This is a genomic window from uncultured Tateyamaria sp., assembly GCF_947503045.1.
Lineage (GTDB): Bacteria > Pseudomonadota > Alphaproteobacteria > Rhodobacterales > Rhodobacteraceae > Tateyamaria.
Map to the genome: position 1 here is coordinate 1262490 of NZ_CANNCF010000001.1, position 19288 is coordinate 1281777.

A 19288-nucleotide genomic window follows, 5' to 3' on the forward strand; every position below is an offset into this window, starting at 1 on the left:
ATCAGGATCCGCCTTACGGGGCAATCACGACCGCTCACGCAGTTTTGGTCAAATTATCTGACCAATGATGTTTACGATAGGAAACTTTTTCTCTAATCCTGACCGCGACTCGCAGATCAATGGCAGGAGAGCATGCAATGGCGACATATGTGGAACGGGCAGAATTGCGCGTGGCGGACACGCTGGCCGGATTTATCGAAACGCAGGCCCTGCCGGGCACGGGCGTGGCCACGGCTGACTTTTGGGCCGGGTTGTCGGCGCTGGTTCACGATCTGGGCCCGAAAAACCGCGCCCTTCTGGCAGAGCGGGCGGACATTCAGGCCAAGATCGACGCTTGGCACGTGACCAACCGCGCCGCACCGCATGATGCCGCGGCCTACACGGCCTTTTTGACAGAGATCGGTTATCTTGTGCCCGAAGGCCCCGATTTTGAGATCGACACGGCCAATGTCGACCCCGAGATCGCCTCCACCCCCGGCGCGCAACTGGTGGTGCCGATCACCAATGCCCGCTTTGCCCTGAACGCTGCCAATGCCCGCTGGGGCAGCCTTTACGACGCACTTTATGGCACCGACGCGCTGGGCGATCTGCCAAGTGGTAAGGGCTATGACGCAGAGCGCGGCGCGCGGGTGATCGCCTGGGCCAAAGGGTTTCTGGATGAGGCGGTGCCGCTGGATGGCGCGACATGGGCGGACGTGACAGGGATCGATCATGATGCCGGCGGATTGGCCATTATGACGGCGCAGGGTGAGGTCCGTTTGAAAGCACCGGCACAATTTGCTGGAATTGCTCAGGACGGTGCCGAAATTCTGTTCTGTCATAATGGGTTGCACGTCATTGTTAAGCTGGACAAAAGCAGTGTCATCGGCGAAAGTGACCCCGCTGGCATGTCTGACGTCATTCTGGAATCCGCCTTGTCCACGATCATGGACTGTGAAGATTCCGTTGCGGCCGTGGATGCAGAAGACAAGATGCAGGCCTATTCCAACTGGCTGGGTCTGATGAAGGGCGATCTGACCGAGAGCTTTGACAAGGGCGGCCAGACCATCACGCGACGCATGAATGCGGACAAGCGTTTTCGCGGTCAGGACGGGGCCGATGTCGTTGTGAAGGGTCGCAGCCTGATGCTGGTGCGCAATGTCGGCCACCTGATGACGAACCCCTCCATTCTGGACCGCGACGGCCTCGAAATCGGCGAAGGGCTGATGGATGCGATGGTCACTACGCTGATCGCCATGCATGATCTCAAAAAGTCCGAGGGCCTGCGCAATTCGGTCACGGGTTCCGTCTACGTGGTCAAACCCAAGATGCACGGGCCTGCCGAAGTCGCGTTCTCGGACGAGATTTTCACTCGCGTCGAAAAGGTGCTGGGCCTGCCGGCCAATACGGTCAAGCTGGGCATCATGGACGAGGAGCGCCGCACGTCCGCCAATCTCAAGGAGTGCATCCGGGCCGCAAAATCACGTGTGGCGTTCATCAACACAGGCTTCCTTGATCGCACGGGCGATGAAATCCACACCTCGATGGAGGCCGGACCCATGGTGCCCAAGGGCGAGATGAAAGGGGCGGCGTGGATCTCGGCTTATGAGGATCGCAACGTGGATATTGGTCTGGCCTGTGGCCTCAAGGGGCGCGCGCAGATCGGCAAGGGGATGTGGGCGATGCCCGACCTCATGGCCGAGATGCTGGAGGCCAAGATCGGCCATCCACAATCCGGTGCCACCTGCGCCTGGGTGCCCTCGCCGACGGCCGCTACGTTGCACGCCACCCACTATCACAAGGTGGACGTGCTCGCCCGTCAGGATGCCATCAAGGCAGGTGGTGCGCGTGGCAAACTCGCCGATCTGCTGACCATCCCGGTCGCCGTGGGCCGCAACTTTTCCGACGCCGAAATCAACCGCGAGCTGGAAAACAACGCGCAAGGCATTCTGGGATATGTGGTGCGCTGGGTCGATCAGGGGGTCGGCTGCTCGAAAGTGCCCGACATCAACGATATCGCCCTGATGGAAGATCGCGCCACCTGCCGCATTTCGGCGCAAGCCATGGCGAACTGGCTGCATCACGGCGTGGTCAGCGAGGATCAGGTGATGGCCGCGCTGAAAAAGATGGCCGAGGTGGTGGATCGCCAGAACGCGTCCGACCCGGCCTATGTGCCGATGGCGCCGGGCTTTGACGGGATCGCCTTTCAGGCGGCCTGCGATCTGGTGATTTTGGGTCGCGTGCAACCCTCGGGCTACACCGAGCCTGTGCTGCATGCCCGCCGGCTCGAGCACAAGGCGGCCTGAGGGTCGGATTGAGGGCGGGAACGAGGGGGCTGTCTGCCCCCTCGCGCTCCCCCGAGGATTTATTGAAAACAGAGAAGGGACGGGCGCAAGCCGCACAGTTCCGACAAGGAGAACACATGGGAATTTCACTGGATCAGGCGCGCACGATGATTGCCGCCACGCTCGAACAGGGTCACGAGATGGGGCTGAAGCCGCTGTCGGTTGTGGTGCTGGATGCGGGTGGCAATGTGCAGGCATTCGAGCGCGAGGATGGCGCAGCGCCGGGGCGTTTTGCCATCGCGCATGGCAAGGCCTACGGGGCGGTCATGCTGGGCATGGCAGGTACGGCGCAAATGGCGCGGGCCGAGGCGCAGGCCTATTTCATGGGGGCCGTGAACGGTGTGTTCGGTGGGCAGGTGGTGCCGGTGCCCGGGGGCGTTCTGATCCGCGATAGTTCGGGCGCTGTGATCGGGGCCCTTGGGGTCACAGGTGATACGTCGGACAATGACGCCATCGCCGCACAAGCGGGTGTCGAGGCCGCAGGCCTTGTGGCGGAAATTTAGGCACGGCCCGAACTGCGGCTTTGCGCACAGTGTTCTGCGCGCGGGACGCTACTAGGCTTGATCACACATGGCCGCTATAAGGCAGCCATGTGAACGACTTATGAGGACGCAATGGCCCGCCCGATTATCGGTATCATCAGCAACCAGCACACGATCAACGATGAATACGTGGTGCAGGCCGCAGGCGAGATCAACATCTCGGCTGTTGCAGATGTCGCCGAGGGTTTGCCGCTGCTGGTGCCTGCCGATCCGGTCAATGTGCGCCTGAGCGATCTGCTGGAAAGCTGCGCGGGCTTTGTGTTCACCGGTGGGCGCGCCAATGTGCATCCCGAAGAATATGGCGAGGAAGAAACCCCCGCCCACGGTGCCTTTGATCGCAACCGGGACCGTATAACGCTGCCCCTGATCCGTGCGCTTGTCGAACGGGGCCAGCCGCTGCTGGGCATTTGTCGCGGCTTTCAGGAGGTGAACGTGGCGATGGGCGGCACGCTGTACCCCGAAATCCGCGACCTGCCGGGCCGCGACAACCACCGCATGCCCCCCGATGGCACGCTGGAAGAGAAATTCGCCCTGCGCCACAATGTAGAGTTCTCCGAAGGTGGTGTGTTTCACCAGTTGATGGGTGCGAGATCCGTGCTGACCAATACGCTGCACGGGCAGGGGATCAAGACCCCGGGCCCGCGTGTTGTGGTGGATGGCCATGCACCTGACGGCACGGCCGAAGCGGTCTATATCGACGGCGCGCCCGGCTTTACCCTGTCGGTGCAATGGCACCCCGAATGGAACGCCAAGGCCGATCCGGTCTCGCGCCCGCTGTTTGAGGCCTTTGGCGCCGCCTGTCGCGACTGGGCGGATGGCCGTCGCGCGCGACCGATGCTGCGCAGCGCCTGAGCGCCGCCTCCATTTAACGCTGAATTAACCAAGCTGCGGCTAGCGTTGGTCCATGCCACGCTCTGCCCCCTTTGCCCGCCCCGGTTGCACCTATTTCATTACCCTGCGCGCCGCGCGGCGCGGCGATGACCTGTTCGTGCGTGAGATCGAGGCGTTGCGACAGGCCACCCGCAAGACCCGCGCCGCCTGTCCTTTCACGATCGACGAAATCGTAGTGCTGGGGGACGTGATCCACACCCTCTGGACCCTGCCGGAGGGCGACGCAGACTTTTCCCGCCGCATCCGCATGCTCAAAAGCGTCTTTTCCCGTAGCGTTCCTGCGCCTGCCGATGTCGGCACGCAACGGCTCCGTTCAGGGGAAAAGGGGCTGTGGCAGCGCCGGTTCTGGGAACACGTGATCCGGGATCGCGACGATCTGGCGGCCCATCGCCACATGATCCTGACGGCGCCAGTGCAGGCGGGGCTGGTCAACCGCCCCGAGCAGTGGCCGCATTCCTCGATCCACCGCGCCATTGCGCGCGGCACCTATGTGCCGAACGGGCGGGTGGGCGTCGCCTATCGCCCGACGCTAACCGGGCGCACGATGCGTGCGCCTTACGAGGCAGCGGCGCAGTAAGGCGCAGGTGTCCTGCGCCCGGTGCGGGCTGCCACTTGCTCTGAACGGGCGATCCTGCAACCCTGCGATCATTGCACCCGTTCCGAGGCAGAGCATGAAAGACCTGATAGATATTCCCCCGGTCTGGCTGGCGCTGGCGATCATTGCCGCGTGGTGGCAGGCGCGGCTGTTTCCCATGGGCCTGTCGTTGGACGGGGCAGTCACCGACGCGCTGGCCGGGATGCTGATCGGGGCAGGGGTGATCCTGATCATCGCCGCCGCGCTGGCGTTTCGACGCGCCCGCACCACGATCATCCCGCACCAGACGCCTGCGCACCTGATCACCACCGGCATCTTTGCCCGCAGCCGGAACCCGATCTACCTTGGGGATGCGTTGATCCTGACGGGGCTGATCCTGCGCTTTGACGCTGTGCTGTCGCTGGTGCTTGTCCCGCTCTTTGTCTGGTGGATCGAGCGGCATTTCATCCTGCCCGAAGAGAATCGGATGCGTCGGGTCTTTCGGGCCGAATTTGCGGCCTACGAAAGAAAAGTACGCCGCTGGGTGTAAATCCTTGCGATTATGACCGAAGCCTCTGCGCGGCCCTGCTTGTATCTCGGTACCGGTAACGTTAATTGGACCGGCAAGTGGCGCGCGCCACTCTGTCCGTGCGGCCACAAGCCGCGTGATGTCTGCCACGACTGCCAAAGGAGCGCTCCGTATGAAGATCGGAACACCAAAAGAAACCTTTGCCGGAGAGCGCCGGGTCGCGATGACCCCCGAAAGTGCCACGGCCTTGCAAAAGCTGGGTCACACCTGCCTGATCGAAACGGGCGCAGGGCTCGAGGCCGGGTTTTCCGATGCGACCTACAAGGATGTGGGCGTCGAGGTGGTCAAGACGGCGGCAGCCCTTTGGAAGGCGGCTGATGTGGTGGCCAAGATGCGCGCACCCGACGCCACCGAGATGAAACGCCTGCGCGAAGGGCAGACGCTGATTTCCTTCTTCAGCCCCGTTGCGGACGAAAAGAAGATGGCCGCCGCCGCCGAAAAGGGCGCCACCGTTGTCGCGATGGAGATGATCCCGCGCATCAGCCGCGCCCAGAAGATGGATGCGCTGTCCTCGATGGCGAATATCGCGGGCTACCGTGCCGTGATCGAGGCAGGCAACAATTTTGGCCGCTTTTTTACCGGTCAGATCACCGCTGCGGGCAAGGTGCCACCGGCCAAGGTGCTGGTTGTGGGTGCGGGCGTTGCGGGCCTTGCCGCCATCGGGACGTCCACGTCGCTGGGCGCGATCACATACGCCTTTGACGTGCGCCCCGAAGTGGCCGAGCAGGTCGAATCCATGGGCGCCGAATTCGTCTATCTCGACTTTGAAGAGGAACAGACCGACGGCGCGGCCACGGGCGGCTATGCCTCTGTATCCAGCCCGGAATTCCGCGAGGCGCAACTGGCCAAGTTCCGCGAACTGGCCCCCGAGGTCGATATCGTCATCACCACGGCCCTGATCCCCAACCGCGAAGCACCGGAGCTCTGGACCGAAGACATGGTCGCCGCGATGAAGCCCGGTTCGGTTGTTGTTGACCTGGCTGCGGAAAAAGGCGGCAACTGCAAACTAACCGTGATGGACGAGAAAATCGTCACCGAAAACGGCGTCACCATCATCGGCTATACCGACTTCCCCAGCCGCATGGCGACGCAATCCTCGAACCTTTATGCGACCAACATCCGTCACCTGATGACGGACCTGACGCCGGAAAAAGACGGCGTGATCAACCACAACATGGAAGATGACGTGATCCGCGGGGCGACAATCGCCCACGCCAAAGAGGTCACCTTTCCGCCGCCGCGTCCCAAGGTGGCCGCCATTGCAGCAGCCCCGAAAAAGGACAAGCCCAAAGAACTGACGCCGACCGAAAAACGCGATCTGGAAACGGCTGCGTTCAAGGCGCAGACCCGCAATCAGGTCACGTTGTTGGGCGCCGGTGCCGCGCTTGTGCTGGGGGTCGGGTTGATCCCGGGGATGCCTGCCAGCTTCATGCAGCACTTCATCGTCTTTGTGCTCAGCGTCTTCATCGGCTTCCAGGTAATCTGGAACGTGGCCCACAGCCTGCACACGCCGCTGATGGCCGTGACCAACGCCATTTCGTCGATCATCATTCTGGGCGCTCTGATCCAGGTGGGCTCGTCGAGCATGCTGATCACATTACTGGGCGGTCTGGGGATTTTGATGGCCTCCGTCAACATCTTCGGCGGCTTCCTCGTGACACGGCGCATGCTCGCCATGTTCCAGAAATCTTAAGACGGGGCAGGGACTTATGGAAAACGCATTCACCATCGCGGCCTATGTGGTCGCAGCCATCCTCTTTATCCTCTCGCTGGGCGGCCTTTCGGGGCAGGAAAGCGCCAAACGTGCCGTCTGGTACGGCATTGTCGGCATGGCCATCGCCGTGCTTGCGACGCTGGTCGGCCCCGGCTCTGGCCTCTGGTTTGCCTCGCTTGTGCTGATCGCAGGCGGCGCAGCCGTGGGCTATCAACTGGCCACCAAGGTCGAGATGACGCAGATGCCCGAACTGGTGGCCATCATGCACAGCCTCGTGGGTCTGGCGGCGGTCTTTGTCGGGTTCAACGCCGATCTGATGATCAACTATATCGCTGACATCTACGCTGCCGAGGGCCTCGTGATGGGCGCGGTGGGCGACAACGGTGTCACCGCCGTCGGCCTGCCCAAAGAAATCTACGAAGGGCTGTCGGCCTTTGGTCAGCTCATCGCCAAGAAATCCAGCGTCGAGATCGGCATCCTGCGGGTTGAACTGGTGCTGGGCATCTGGATCGGGGCCGTGACCTTTACCGGGTCGGTCATCGCCTATGCCAAGCTGGCGGGATCGTCCTCCAAACTGCCGATCGAAATCGACACGAGCGCCAAGAAACTGCCCGGTGGGCATTTGTTGAACGCGGGCGCAGCGGCGCTGTCGGTGATCCTGCTGATCATGTATCTCAGCGGGTCTGGATCGTGGGCGCTGGTTCTGCTGACGCTGGCCGGTCTCTTCATTGGCTATCACCTGATCATGGGCATTGGCGGCGCGGACATGCCCGTCGTTGTGTCGATGCTGAACAGCTATTCCGGCTGGGCGGCCGCGGCCATCGGCTTCAGCCTTGGCAATGACCTATTGATCGTTGTGGGTGCGCTTGTGGGCTCGTCCGGTGCGATCCTGTCCTACATCATGTGCAAGGCGATGAACCGGTCGTTTGTGAGCGTTATTCTGGGCGGCTTTGGCGGCCCGGCAGGCGAGCAGATGGCGGTCGAGGGCGAGCAGATCGCCATCGAGGCCGACGGTGTAGCTACGGCGCTGAACGAGGCGGACAGCATCGTGATCATCCCCGGTTACGGCATGGCGGTGGCGCAGGCCCAGCAGGGCGTGGCCGAGTTGACGCGTAAGCTGCGCGCGGCTGGCAAGACAGTGCGCTTTGCCATTCACCCGGTTGCCGGGCGTTTGCCGGGCCACATGAACGTGCTCTTGGCAGAGGCCAAGGTGCCCTATGACATCGTGATGGAAATGGACGAGATCAACGACGATTTCCCTGACACCGATGTGGCCATCGTCATTGGGTCCAACGACATCGTGAACCCGGCCGCACAGGACGATCCGAACTCGCCCATCGCAGGCATGCCGGTTCTTGAATGCTGGAAGGCCAAGCAGGTGTTTGTCTCGAAACGCGGGCAGGGCACAGGCTATTCCGGCATCGAGAACCCGCTGTTCTTCAAGGACAACACGCGGATGTTCTATGGCGATGCCAAGGCGTCCATCGACAAACTGCTGCCGATGATCGACTGACGGAACAGAGGCACCCTCGACGCGAAATGCGCTTGGGCATGCAGGAAAAACTAAGGCGGGCCAATGGGTCCGCCTTTTTCATTTCTTGGGCGGCTTGGCCTTGCCGCCAATAAGGGGCAAAGCCAGTGGCATTGTCGAACAGCTGCCCCAAATGCAAGTGCATAACCTGCGCGAACAGGGGCAGATGGGCGGGATCGGCGCGCGGTATACAATTGTACTCTGTTAACGCATTGAAATAGCGTGTAAAAAATATTGGCATCACGCCCGGTTCAGGCTAGGTCTGTCACACACACGCTTGGAGCAGACATGTCCCCTGTAGAAGACCACCCGCTGCGCTACCAGTTGGCCAACGAATTGCACGCACGGCCCTTTCCGTCGATGCAGGCACCTTGTGCTGCGGCCTATGTGGCCTTCAAACAGCCGGAAATGGCCGCCAATCGCGACCGGGCGGCAGATATTGAGCATCTGCACAAACTGCTGGATCGCCACGGCGCGCAGCATCCCCAGCCCGGGGCCACCCACTATTACGGGCAGGTCGGGCGGCATTGGCTGAAATGGGAACAGCACACCGAATTTGTGACCTACACCGTCTTTTCCGAAGGGGTGGAGGAGCGCCCATTCGATCCCCGCGCCTTTGATCCGTTTCCGCAGGATTGGCTGGAACAGGCGCCCGGGCAGCGGGTGACGTCGATCCTCGTGCGGGTCGAGCCGCGCGTGCCGTCCAAGGACATCCAGTCCCGCCTGCGAGACTGGTTCGTGCCCGAAAGCCTTGCCGCCAGTTCCGTGCTTGAGAACGCGGCGATCATGGCTGGCGACTTCCGCATTGATCAGAACGGGCACATGCGCTTTGCCCTGTTCGTGACCAAGGGCACCGGCGAGCGCCGCGTCGGGCGCATCGTCCAGCGCCTGTGCGAGATCGAGACCTACAAATCCATGTCGATGCTCGGCTTTGCCCGCGTGCGTGGCCTCGGCGCGCAACTGGGCGCGCTCGACACCCGCCTGACGGAACTGGTCGAAAGCATGTCGGTCGAAACGTCCAAGGCCGAAGACACGCTGCATTCGCTGCTCGAAATCTCGGCCGAGTTGGAGACCTTGTCCGCCCAAAGCTCGTTCCGGTTCGGGGCGACCTGGGCCTATGAGGCGATCGTGAATGAGCGCATCGCGGCCTTGCGCGAAGAACGCTATGAGGGCCGCCAGACCTTCCGCGAGTTCATGGTGCGCCGCTATCAGCCCGCCATGCGCACGGTGCGCTCGGCCCAAGACCGGCTGGATGCGATGAGTGCGCGCGGCGTGCGCGCCGCCAACCTGCTGCGCACCCGCGTCGACGTCGAACGTTCGGCCCAGAACCAGACACTCTTGGAAAGAGTGGACAAACGCGCCGACCTGCAACTGCGTCTTCAGCGCACGGTCGAGGGGTTGTCTGTGGTGGCGATCAGCTACTACGCGGTGTCTTTGGCGTCCTACCTGCTGTACCCGCTTGAGGCGCCCACGGGCCTGTCCAAGGGCCTGCTGACGGCGCTGATCACCGTGCCTGTGGTGCTGCTGGTCTGGGCGGCTGTGCGGCGCTTGCGCCGGGCGGTGGAGAAGTAGGGGCGGGGTTAGTTTAAGCGCTGGCGACCGTGCGAATAACACCGCCACCGCGCCGATCCATTGCCAGTCCGCGGGGTAGCGCGCAAACGCAGATTCCCGGGCGGGTTATGGATCAAGGGTATCTTTTCGCTGCCATGCCGCGCCAAGACCAGCCATATCGCCAGCCCGGTCGGGCGGCATTGTCCATTGTCTCTCGGACCAATGGCGAGACAATTCCTGATCAATGGATCGTCGCCTTCGGCCTGGTTCCGATCTGGGTAGTTAGCGATGGGTCGTTTTCAGCCCTAACTCATTGATGTTGCGACCCACCTTGATCACTGACGGTCAGCGCCCCTCGGAGCGCTCAGGGTCTGGCGTCAGTCGTCCGTCCTGCCTTGGCGCAAGACGGTCCCATCGTCAGCCACCAAACGCCAGTTGGGCGGCTCATGAAACAGGGTCTCTCCACTGTCCGGATAGCGCACGAGGTCGGTTTCCGGCAGTGATCCAACGACGAAGTAGACGACCGGTGCGGCGGACATGTTCTTCACATGATGGGCGTTCTGGGCTCCGGCGGGCCAGACTGCGATATCTCCGGGCGTCAACACATGTGCGCCGTCGTCCTCTATCACCGTTGCTTCGCCTTCCAAAAGGACGAGGATTTCGTCTGAATTCCTGTGCCAGTGCCGATCAGACGAAGTCTCGCCCGGCGCCAAAGTCACTACATTCGCGCCGAGATGCATGAGGTCAAAGGCCGCACCAACTTTCTGCTCTGTTCGCGACCAGGTGCCGTCAATGCGTTCTTTGGCGACAGAGTTCTTTCGAGCAATCATGCGGGGCCTCCAGATCGTGTTGGCAAGTGCGTTTTGTCAGCGCTACGCCCCCTATTCTATCTCCCAATCAACGGCCTGTTCGACTCCTTTTTGGGGCGTTCGCGCAGCACGCTGATCACGTGCATTTCGCACGATCTATGGCAGCATTGACAGATTGGTTGGCTCGGGCACCACACCTGCGGCGGTCAACATGGCGTGGACTTGCCCCCGGTGATGGGTCTGGTGATTGAAGAGTTCAGCGACACAGAGGGTCTTTGGCCGCTCAATCCGGGTCGCGCCGTCGCCCGGATACCAGACAACCATGCCTTCCAGGTCATGATCCATCAAACCGCGTGCCCAGTCTTCAATCTCCGCGTCACGTTTCGCACGCAGGTTCACGAAGTCATCCCAGTTCGATGGGCTGGTAAGGGAGTGTGTGATGGTCTCCTCTGGCCGCAGGTTTCCCTTCAATCGCTGCAAAATCAGGGCATCAGCCCAATAAAGATGGTTCAGCGTGGCCGCAATGGATTGGAAAAACGCGCCGCGATCCATCCAGCGCGCCGCATCGCTGAGACCGCCAGCGGCTGTCACCAAAGAGGTGTTTTGCCACGCATTGTAGCGGGCCATGAGTCGGCAATTTTCGGCTGAGATCATCTTCTCAGACTCCTTTGTTTTCATGTTGGGATGGTTTTGGGACGCTTATCGAAGCGTCTGTCCGTTGTGCTTAACCACACCGTGGTCTCGTGCACGAGGTTGCCTGGCGATCAAGTCAGTGCCGCCACGCAACTGTTTTAGGCTCCGCCATTTCAGCAATAGCGTCAAGCGTCAGGCAGGACAGGAAAGTCCCACAGTCTTACGACCTCAGCGCCCCCGGATCCGCGGATCAAGTGCGTCGCGCAGGCCGTCGCCAAGGTAGTTTACTCCCAGCACTGTCAGTGAAATCAGCAGGCCCGGCAGGATCACCCGTTCGGGGTATTGCTCCATCCGCTGCACCGCATCCGCCAGCAGCTTGCCCCATGTGGGAAAGTCCGACGGAAAGCCGACGCCGAGGAAGGACAGCGCGCTTTCGGTGATGATCGCCGTGGCCAGACCCAGCGTGGCTGACACCATGATCGGCGAGATCACGTTGGGCAACAGATGGCGCATGATAATCGACCCCGACGTGGTCCCGATCGAGCGGGCGGCGAGGATGAACTCGCGCTCTTTCAATGCCAGAATGTCGCCGCGCACGATCCGCGCGGTCTGCATCCATGAGGTGAGGCCAATGACCCCGACAATCAAGATGAACATGCCCCCTTCGGGTCCGAAATTTGCCCTGAGCGGTTGTCGGAACAGGGTCACTGCAACCAAGAGCAGGGGCAGGATGGGCAGGGACAGCACAAGGTCGGTAAAGCGCATCAGCCAGAAGTCGGCCTTTTTGAAATAGCCCGACACAACGCCCACGGCGGTGCCGATCAGCAGGGCCAGCACCATCGCCGCCCAACCCACGGCCATCGAGGCGCGCCCGCCCGCAATCAGGTTGGCCAGAAAGTCCCGCCCGATCTGGTCGGTGCCCAGCGGATGAGCCCAGTCGACCTTGGCCGTATTGTCCCAGAGCGCCACATAGATGGGGCGGATATCGCGCATCGTCAGGATTTCGCGCCCCTTGGGGGTCGCCTGCGGATCGACCTGCCACAGCCACGGCCCGATCAGCACGGCCAGGGTGATAAAGACCAGGAACCCGCCGCCGAACAACGCGCCCTTGTGGTGCTTGAACTGGTCCCAAACGTCTTTCCACTGGCTGCGGGGGGCCTTGGGCGGCTCCTTGTCCTGCAGGGCGGCATAGGGGTCGATGGCTTGATCAGTCATAGCGGATCCTCGGGTCGAGCACGCCGTAGAGCACGTCGGCTATGAGGTTGAAGAGCACGATCAGGATCGCAAAGATAAAGGTCAGCGTCATCACCATGGGAATGTCATTGGCAAAGAGCGCGGTCAGCAGAAGCTGCCCGATCCCGTTCACCTTGAACACGTTTTCGGTGATGATCGCGCCGCCAAAGATGGCCGGAATGCCAAGGGCGATCACGGTGATCACCGGGATCATCGAGTTGCGCAGCACGTGCTGCATGACCACAACCCCTTCGCGCAGGCCCTTGGCGCGGGCGGTGCGCACATAGTCCTGTCCAAGGTTGTCGAGCATGGACGAGCGCATGTAGCGCGAGATTTGCGCGGTGGTCTGCAGCGCCAGCACCATGACCGGCATCACCATCTGCATGAACTGCACTTTGAAACTGGCCCAGTCGGTCACCACGTGGGTGGTGTCATAGATCGAGGGCAGCCAGCCCAGCTGCACCGAAAAGACCACGATCAGCAGCGGTCCGGTAAAAAAAGGTGGGATCGAAAAGCCGATCATCGTAATGAACGTGCCGGACTGGTCAAAGACCGAATACTGTTTGTAAGCCGAATAGATGCCAATGGGCAGGGCGATCAGGATGCCAACGATATAGGACAGGCCCACGACCCAGAGGGTCTGCGGAATGCGCTGCACCACGATGTCCATCACGGGGCTGCGGGTCTGCCATGAGATCACGCGCAGCTTGCCTTCGGAAAAGGTGGTCCCGAGCCAGTGATCGAGCAGCACCTGCGGTTCGATCCAGAAGAACTGCACAATCCATTTCCAGTACTGGATGTGGATGGGTTGGCCGAGGCCGAGGGCTTCGCGCATCTTTTCTTTGACCTCGGGCGGGACGGTCAGGGGCACCTGCGCCATCGGATCGCCGGGCGCCAGCTGCAGCAGCAGGAAAATGACGAGGCTGATGAACAAAAGCGTCGGGATCGACAGGATCAACCGGCGGATTGTGAATGTCAGCATAAAGCGGCCAGTCCTTTTTCGGAGGTCTTTTTTGTTGGCGGGCGCAGGGCGGACAACATGTCCGCCTTACGGGGTATGAGGTCCCGCCGATCAGCAATGGCCACCGGCGGGGGATGAGTAAGGCGGAGGTGTCCTCCGCCTTGCCCGGTTCAGTTGACGCGGTGCCAGTCGGCCACGTTCCACAGCTCGCTGTCCCAGACGTTCAGCTTGACGCCGCCCAGCGTGTTGGAGTGGGCCGACACACGACCACGGTGCACAAGCGGCACGATGGTGAATGTGTCTTTGGTCAGCATGTTGTTCATCTTGATCGCGATTTCTGCGCGTTTCTCGATGTCGCCGGTGCGTCCCAGCTCGTCGATCAGCGCGTCATAGGCCGGATCACAGAAGCGGTTGATGTTCTCACCCTGCCACTGGCTGGATGGCTTGGGTTCGTTGCCGCAACGGTAGGCCGCCAGATACTGCTGGGGGTCTGTGCCGTCAAAGGTGTTGGCATACATTTCCACGTCCGCATAGAACTTCTGGAACGTGTCAGGCGACCCTGGGTCACCACCAAAGAACACGGATGCATCAAGGTTGCGCAGTTCGGTTTCAACACCGATTTCGCTCCACCACTGCTTGATCAGCGCCTGAAAGTCCTGACGGACAGCGTTGGTCGAGGTCTGGTAGAGGATGCTCAGCTTGACGCCGTCCTTGTCGCGGATGCCGTCACCATCAGAGTCGGTCCAGCCCGCTTCGTCGAGCAGCGCCTTGGCGCCGTCGATGTCTTGCGTGGCACAGTGCTGATCACCGCTTGCAAACATCGCAGGGGCAGGGACCAGATCGCAGGTCACTTTACCGGCGGTGCCATAGCCCACTTCAACCAGCAGCGGCCGGTCGATGGCCATGGACAGGGCCTTGCGCACGTTGATGTCGCTCAGGAACGGGTGGGGTTCGGCCACTGTCGCACGGGTTTCCGGCGGCAGATCGGGCGACGGGTTGGTCAGGTTCATCTCAAGCCGTTCGACCAGTGGGCCAAAGCCTGCGACGGCCTTGCCTTTGCCGGCACTTTCCATGCGCGCAATGACGTCGGGCGCCAGCTGCAGGTTCCAGGCATAGTCAAACTCGCCGGTTTCCAGAACCGAGCGGCCCGCTGCGGCAGCGTCACCGCCACCTTTGAAGGTCAGCTTGGCAAAGGCCGGTTTGGCCGGATCGCGAAAGTTCGGGTTGGCCGACATCTGGATCACGTCATTGGGGCGGAAATCGTCCACAACAAACGGGCCGGTGCCGATCGGGCCAAAGTTGGCGTCTGTGCACTCAGGGGCCTTGGCGCCTGTGCAATCAGCAAACTGTGCGGCCTGAATGATCGGGGACTGACCGCCGACAAAGGGGCCATAGGGGTTGGGCTTGGGCTGGTTGAACGTCACCACGATGGTCTGTGCATCGGGCGTTTCAACGTTTTCAACGCCGTCAAACTTGGCCAGCTGCGCGCAACCGCCTTCGGGGTTCATGCAGTAATCGGCGGTGAATTTCACATCGGCCGACGTCACCGGCGTGCCGTCAGACCACAACAGGCCCTCTTTCAGCTTCCAGGTGATCTGGGTCAGGTCGTCGCTCACGCCGCCATTGCCAACGGTGGGCACTTCGGCAGCCAACCATGCGGTCAACTCACCCACTTCATTGTAGCGTGCCAGTGGCTCGATCACGAGCGAGGAGGATTCGATGTCCTTGGTACCACCCGAAAGATACGGGTTCAGGATCGACGGGGCTTGCCAATAGATGATGCTGACTTCGCCATCCGAGCCACGCTCGGCGAAGGCCGCCGGCGCAAGGGCCGCGGTTGCAACAGCACCCATAAGAAGGGTCTTGAATGTCATGTTTTACTCCTTGTTGGACGGTCCGGCGCACCTGAACCGTCAATCGCGCGCCCCGTTGGCCGGAGCGCATTTTTCAACGCTTGGGAAATTCGGATCGCATACCGGCGTAACCTACGGTTTCTCCGACGATTTTGCCCTTTGCCCCCAAGCACACGCCAACATCGAAACAGACTTTGGCGAAAATGCAAGCCTCGCGTGCGGTCAAGGGATGATTTTGGACATCTAAAGTTTGACAGTGCCTGAGGCTTCGACCACTCTTTTCAAAAGGTGAGCCAAATCGGCTCAAACCGAGCCAAACGGCGCGACAGCGGGGATGTACATGCTTGATCACACCGACCAGAAGCCAATCGCCGAAATCCAGGAATTGCGGGTCGCCTTCCAGACCAAGGACGGCCCGGTGCTGGGGGTCGAGGATGTCTCGTTCTCGATCAATTCGGGCGAAACCGTCTGTGTGGTGGGCGAATCCGGGTCCGGAAAGTCGGTGTCGTCCCTGTCCCTGATGCGGCTTGTCGAATTTGGCGGCGGAGAGATCGCCGGTGGCCGCCTCATTTTTGATCGCAAGGATGAGGGGCCGGTCGATCTGGCCACGACCGAACAGGAATTGATGCGCACGATCCGCGGCAACGAGATCGGGATGATCTTTCAGGAGCCGATGACCGCCCTCAACCCGGTCTTTACCGTGGGGCGCCAACTGACCGAAGGGCTGCGCCTCCACCGCAATCTCAGCAAGCAACAGGCCGAGGAACGCGCCCTTGAGCTGCTCAAGCAGGTGCGCATTCCCGAACCCGAACGCCGCCTGAAACAATATCCGCACGAACTGTCCGGCGGCATGCGCCAGCGCGTCGTGATCGCCATGGCGCTGGCCTGCGAGCCGCGCCTGTTGATCGCGGATGAACCCACCACGGCACTGGATGTGACCATTCAGGCCGAAATCCTTGCCCTGATGGACCGCCTCAAGCGCGAGACCGGCACCGCGGTGATGTTCATCACCCACGATATGGCTGTGGTCGCCCAGATGGCCGACCGCGTGGTGGTCATGTTCCGCGGCAACAAGGTCGAGGAAGGCACGGTCGAGGAAATCTTTGAAAACCCGCAGCACCCTTATACCAAGGCGCTGCTGGCCGCGGTGCCCAAGCTGGGCGAGATGCGTGGCAAGGCCGCCCCCGAACCGATGAAGCTGATGGGCCGCGCGCAGAACGAAATCAAGCCGATCCCCGGCACGGATGAGCCGCTGCTGGAGGTCAGGAACCTGACCACCTGCTTTCCGGTGCGGGGCGGGTTCTTTCGCCGCCTTGTGGCCAATGTGCACGCGGTCGAGGATCTGTCCTTTACCATCAACAAGGGTCAGACGCTGAGCCTTGTAGGGGAATCGGGTTGCGGCAAGTCTTCGGCGGGCCGCTCGATCCTGCGTCTGGTGGAGCCGCAATCGGGCCATATCGTTCTGGACGGCAAGGACATCATGGCGCTCAATGACCGCGAGTTGCGCACCGCGCGGCTGGACATGCAGATGATCTTTCAGGACCCGTTTGCCTCGCTCAATCCGCAGATGCAGCTGGGCGATCAGGTGGCCGAACCGATGCGCAACTTTAACATGTTCAAGGGCAGCGAGGGCACCGAACGGGTCGAGATGCTGTTTGACCGGGTCGAGTTGCCGCGCAGCTTCATGCGCCGCTATCCGCACGAGCTTTCGGGTGGGCAGCGCCAGCGGGTCGCCATCGCCCGCGCACTGGCCCTGAACCCCAAGCTGATCATCGCGGACGAGGCGGTGTCGGCGCTGGACGTTTCGGTGCAGGCGCAGGTGCTGAACCTGATGATGGAGCTGCAGGCCGAACTGGGCCTGTCCTTTTTGTTCATCAGCCACGACATGGCTGTGGTCGAGCGGGTCAGCCATCATGTGGGCGTCATGTATCTGGGCCGCATCGTCGAAATGGGTCCGCGCGCCCGCGTCTTTGAAAACCCCCAGCATCCCTATACCCAGGCCCTGATGAAGGCGGTGCCCATCGCTGATCCGCGCCAGCGCAAGGATGAAAAGGATCTGAACTTCAAACCGATCCCGTCACCCATCCACCCGACCAGCTATGTCGCCCAGCCTTCGGCCTATGATGAGGTCGAGCCGGGCCATTTGGTGCTGACCACCGACAGCGGGTATTGAGTGTCGGCCCAAGGCGTCACGGCGCGCAAATCGGTCCTGATCACCGGCGGTGCGCGTGGGATCGGGGCCGGGATCGCTGCGGCCTTGCGCGACAGTCACGATGTGATGGTGCATTTCAATTCGACTGACCCGGGTCTGGAGACGGGCGCCCATCTGGCCACCGTGCAAGGTGACCTGACCGATGCGACAACACCCGCCCATCTGGTGGCGGCGACAATCGAACGGTTTGGACGGCTTGACGCGGTGGTGCACAATGCAGGCGACATCTCGGTCTCGGCACTTGAGGGATATGATGCGGCCGCCTGCCACGCCATGTTCGACGTCAATCTCTTTGCCGCCCACGGGTTATTGGCAGCAGCCCTGCCGCATTTCCAGACTGGATCAGCCATGGTGAATATCTCTTCGGTCAACGCGGTGCTGCCACCCAAGGGGGCGGTGATGTATGGTGCCAGCAAGGCCGCCCTTGATCTGTGGACGCGAGGCGCGGCCAAGGAGCTGGGCCCCAAGGGCATCCGCATCAACGCGGTGGCCCCGGGGGCCATCGACGTGCCGGATGCGGGCCGGGACGACGCGCTGAAACAGGCCTTTGTCGATATGACCGCACTGGGCCGTATGGGTACGCCCAAGGACATCGCGGATGCGGTGGTCTTTCTGCTGAGCGATGCGGCATCCTTCATCACCGGCGAGGTGTTGACCGTATCCGGAGGGTATCGCCTATGAGCACACGCATGACACCGCTGGAGTTGATGACCAAGCTGATCAGCTTTCCCACCGTCAGCCGGGACAGCAACCTGCCGCTGGTGGACTGGCTCGAGGACTATTTGATCAGCCACGGCATCACCTGCCATCGCTACTATCACCCCGACCAGCCCAAGGCGGCGCTGTTTGCCCATGTGGGCCCCGAGGTCGAAGGGGCCGTGGTGCTGTCGGGCCACACGGATGTGGTGCCCGTGGATGGCCAGCCCTGGGATACGGACCCGTTTGTGGTGACCGAACGCGAGGGCAAGTATTTCGGGCGCGGCACCTGCGATATGAAGGGCTTTGATGCGCTGGCCGTCTGGGCGCTTGTCGAGGCGCATCATGCAGGCAAGCCGCTGCAGATCGCGCTCAGCTTTGACGAGGAAGTCGGCTGCCTTGGTGCCCCGCCGATGATCGAGGCCATGCAGGGCGTGGTGCCCAAGGGTGGCCCGGTGATCGTGGGCGAGCCTTCGATGATGCGCGCGGTTACCGGCCACAAGGGCGGGCAGGGGTTTGACACCCACGTGATCGGGTTCGAGGTCCACTCCTCGTTGCTGCCCACCGGGGTCAGTGCCATTCTGGAAGGGGCCAAGATCATCGACTTTGCCAACAAGCGCAACGCCGAGAACATGGCCGCAACGCCGCCGCCCTTGGCTGCGATGTTCGACCCGCCCTTTACCACGTGGCATGTCGGGCAGATCACGGGCGGGACGGCCCACAACATCACGGCCAAGTCCTGCCGCTTTGGCATGGATTTCCGCGCCGTGCCCGGGGATGACACGGTGGCACTGAAAGAGGCGTATCTGGCCCATGTCGCCGAAATCGAGGCCGGCATGCAGGCCATCCATCCCGACACGCGGGTCGAGATCGACGAACGGTTCAATGTGCCGCCTTTGAAACCGGAGCAGGACGGCGCAGCGGAGACGCTGGTGCGCGCGATCACCGGCGACAATGCAGGCCACGTGGTCAGCTATGGCACCGAGGCCGGGCAGTTCCAGGCGGCGGGCTATTCGGCGGTGGTCTGCGGACCGGGCGATATCGCACAGGCCCACCAGCCCAACGAATTCATCACCGTTGCCCAATTCGATGCAGGCCATGCCTTTATGCGTGATCTGGTGGCGCGGCTGGCATGATCGTCGTGCGGGACTGTTTTGAGCGACGCTCAAAAGGCG

The 19288-nt window shown here is 61.8% G+C and carries 17 protein-coding genes; 12 read left to right on the forward strand and 5 right to left on the reverse strand.

Annotation, left to right across the window (positions count from 1 at the left end; all coding sequences use genetic code 11):
• The first annotated feature begins 137 nt into the window (after positions 1-137).
• The 8 genes from Q1A89_RS06390 to Q1A89_RS06425 all read left to right on the forward strand — a co-directional run bounded on the left by Q1A89_RS06390 (position 138) and on the right by Q1A89_RS06425 (position 9737).
• Positions 138-2285: a malate synthase G gene (locus Q1A89_RS06390; RefSeq protein ID WP_299725051.1), complete on the forward strand. Its 2148-nt coding sequence runs from the start codon at positions 138-140 to the stop codon at positions 2283-2285.
• A gap of 116 nt (positions 2286-2401) precedes the next feature.
• Positions 2402-2827: a heme-binding protein gene (locus Q1A89_RS06395; RefSeq protein ID WP_299725053.1), complete on the forward strand. Its 426-nt coding sequence runs from the start codon at positions 2402-2404 to the stop codon at positions 2825-2827.
• Positions 2828-2938: 111 nt separating this feature from the next.
• Positions 2939-3718 carry a gamma-glutamyl-gamma-aminobutyrate hydrolase family protein gene (locus tag Q1A89_RS06400; protein ID WP_299725055.1) on the forward strand — a complete coding sequence of 260 codons (780 nt, stop codon included), beginning with the start codon at positions 2939-2941 and terminating at the stop codon, positions 3716-3718.
• Positions 3719-3770: 52 nt separating this feature from the next.
• A complete protein-coding gene (locus Q1A89_RS06405) occupies positions 3771-4334 on the forward strand; it encodes a transposase (RefSeq protein WP_299725057.1) in 564 nt (187 codons plus the stop codon).
• Between the two features lie 94 nt (positions 4335-4428).
• A complete protein-coding gene (locus Q1A89_RS06410) occupies positions 4429-4881 on the forward strand; it encodes an isoprenylcysteine carboxylmethyltransferase family protein (protein ID WP_299725059.1) in 453 nt (150 codons plus the stop codon).
• 151 nt (positions 4882-5032) lie between these two features.
• The gene (locus Q1A89_RS06415) at positions 5033-6613 is read left to right on the forward strand and encodes a Re/Si-specific NAD(P)(+) transhydrogenase subunit alpha (protein ID WP_299725061.1); all 1581 of its coding nucleotides are present in this window, start codon (positions 5033-5035) and stop codon (positions 6611-6613) included.
• Between the two features lie 16 nt (positions 6614-6629).
• Entirely contained in the window at positions 6630-8147 is a 1518-nt protein-coding gene (locus Q1A89_RS06420) for an NAD(P)(+) transhydrogenase (Re/Si-specific) subunit beta (protein ID WP_299725063.1), read from the forward strand.
• A 306-nt stretch (positions 8148-8453) separates the two neighbouring features.
• Positions 8454-9737: a DUF3422 domain-containing protein gene (locus Q1A89_RS06425; protein ID WP_299725065.1), complete on the forward strand. Its 1284-nt coding sequence runs from the start codon at positions 8454-8456 to the stop codon at positions 9735-9737.
• 356 nt (positions 9738-10093) lie between these two features.
• On the opposite strand, the gene Q1A89_RS06430 is transcribed toward Q1A89_RS06425, so the two are convergent.
• From Q1A89_RS06430 to Q1A89_RS06450, 5 genes are all read right to left on the reverse strand, one after another.
• Positions 10094-10546: a cupin domain-containing protein gene (locus Q1A89_RS06430; protein WP_299725067.1), complete on the reverse strand. Its 453-nt coding sequence runs from the start codon at positions 10544-10546 to the stop codon at positions 10094-10096.
• A 135-nt stretch (positions 10547-10681) separates the two neighbouring features.
• A complete protein-coding gene (locus Q1A89_RS06435) occupies positions 10682-11203 on the reverse strand; it encodes a DinB family protein (protein ID WP_299725069.1) in 522 nt (173 codons plus the stop codon).
• 183 nt (positions 11204-11386) lie between these two features.
• A complete protein-coding gene (locus Q1A89_RS06440; protein WP_299725071.1) occupies positions 11387-12373 on the reverse strand; it encodes an ABC transporter permease in 987 nt (328 codons plus the stop codon).
• Positions 12366-13373: an ABC transporter permease gene (locus Q1A89_RS06445; protein WP_299725073.1), complete on the reverse strand. Its 1008-nt coding sequence runs from the start codon at positions 13371-13373 to the stop codon at positions 12366-12368. The genes Q1A89_RS06440 and Q1A89_RS06445 overlap by 8 nt, the downstream gene beginning before the upstream one ends.
• Positions 13374-13522: 149 nt before the next feature.
• Positions 13523-15226 carry a peptide ABC transporter substrate-binding protein gene (locus tag Q1A89_RS06450; protein ID WP_299725075.1) on the reverse strand — a complete coding sequence of 568 codons (1704 nt, stop codon included), beginning with the start codon at positions 15224-15226 and terminating at the stop codon, positions 13523-13525.
• Here Q1A89_RS06450 and Q1A89_RS06455 point away from each other — a divergent pair.
• The 4 genes from Q1A89_RS06455 (at position 15225) to argE (ending at position 19249) form a co-directional block, all read left to right on the forward strand.
• Positions 15225-15452, forward strand: coding sequence for a hypothetical protein (locus Q1A89_RS06455; protein ID WP_299725077.1), 228 nt, complete (start codon positions 15225-15227; stop codon positions 15450-15452). The two genes, Q1A89_RS06450 and Q1A89_RS06455, sit on opposite strands and share 2 nt — an antisense overlap.
• A gap of 93 nt (positions 15453-15545) precedes the next feature.
• Entirely contained in the window at positions 15546-17378 is a 1833-nt protein-coding gene (locus Q1A89_RS06460) for an ABC transporter ATP-binding protein (protein WP_299725079.1), read from the forward strand.
• Positions 17379-18098: an SDR family oxidoreductase gene (locus Q1A89_RS06465; protein WP_299725081.1), complete on the forward strand. Its 720-nt coding sequence runs from the start codon at positions 17379-17381 to the stop codon at positions 18096-18098.
• Positions 18095-19249, forward strand: a complete 1155-nt coding sequence (gene argE / locus Q1A89_RS06470; RefSeq protein ID WP_299725083.1) for an acetylornithine deacetylase — start codon at positions 18095-18097, stop codon at positions 19247-19249. The genes Q1A89_RS06465 and argE overlap by 4 nt, the downstream gene beginning before the upstream one ends.
• Positions 19250-19288 lie beyond the last annotated feature (39 nt).

Bases quoted from the DNA above. Each gene is read 5' to 3' on its own strand.
- Q1A89_RS06455 (WP_299725077.1), top strand. From the start codon at position 15,225: ATGTTTTACTCCTTGTTGGACGGTCCGGCGCACCTGAACCGTCAATCG.
- Q1A89_RS06415 (WP_299725061.1), top strand. From the start codon at position 5,033: ATGAAGATCGGAACACCAAAAGAAACCTTTGCCGGAGAGCGCCGGGTC.
- Q1A89_RS06460 (WP_299725079.1), top strand. From the start codon at position 15,546: ATGCTTGATCACACCGACCAGAAGCCAATCGCCGAAATCCAGGAATTG.
- Q1A89_RS06405 (WP_299725057.1), top strand. From the start codon at position 3,771: ATGCCACGCTCTGCCCCCTTTGCCCGCCCCGGTTGCACCTATTTCATT.
- argE (WP_299725083.1), top strand. From the start codon at position 18,095: ATGAGCACACGCATGACACCGCTGGAGTTGATGACCAAGCTGATCAGC.
- Q1A89_RS06400 (WP_299725055.1), top strand. From the start codon at position 2,939: ATGGCCCGCCCGATTATCGGTATCATCAGCAACCAGCACACGATCAAC.
- Q1A89_RS06420 (WP_299725063.1), top strand. From the start codon at position 6,630: ATGGAAAACGCATTCACCATCGCGGCCTATGTGGTCGCAGCCATCCTC.
- Q1A89_RS06450 (WP_299725075.1), bottom strand. From the start codon at position 15,226: ATGACATTCAAGACCCTTCTTATGGGTGCTGTTGCAACCGCGGCCCTT.
- Q1A89_RS06430 (WP_299725067.1), bottom strand. From the start codon at position 10,546: ATGATTGCTCGAAAGAACTCTGTCGCCAAAGAACGCATTGACGGCACC.
- Q1A89_RS06425 (WP_299725065.1), top strand. From the start codon at position 8,454: ATGTCCCCTGTAGAAGACCACCCGCTGCGCTACCAGTTGGCCAACGAA.
- Q1A89_RS06435 (WP_299725069.1), bottom strand. From the start codon at position 11,203: ATGAAAACAAAGGAGTCTGAGAAGATGATCTCAGCCGAAAATTGCCGA.
- Q1A89_RS06390 (WP_299725051.1), top strand. From the start codon at position 138: ATGGCGACATATGTGGAACGGGCAGAATTGCGCGTGGCGGACACGCTG.
- Q1A89_RS06440 (WP_299725071.1), bottom strand. From the start codon at position 12,373: ATGACTGATCAAGCCATCGACCCCTATGCCGCCCTGCAGGACAAGGAG.
- Q1A89_RS06410 (WP_299725059.1), top strand. From the start codon at position 4,429: ATGAAAGACCTGATAGATATTCCCCCGGTCTGGCTGGCGCTGGCGATC.
- Q1A89_RS06395 (WP_299725053.1), top strand. From the start codon at position 2,402: ATGGGAATTTCACTGGATCAGGCGCGCACGATGATTGCCGCCACGCTC.
- Q1A89_RS06445 (WP_299725073.1), bottom strand. From the start codon at position 13,373: ATGCTGACATTCACAATCCGCCGGTTGATCCTGTCGATCCCGACGCTT.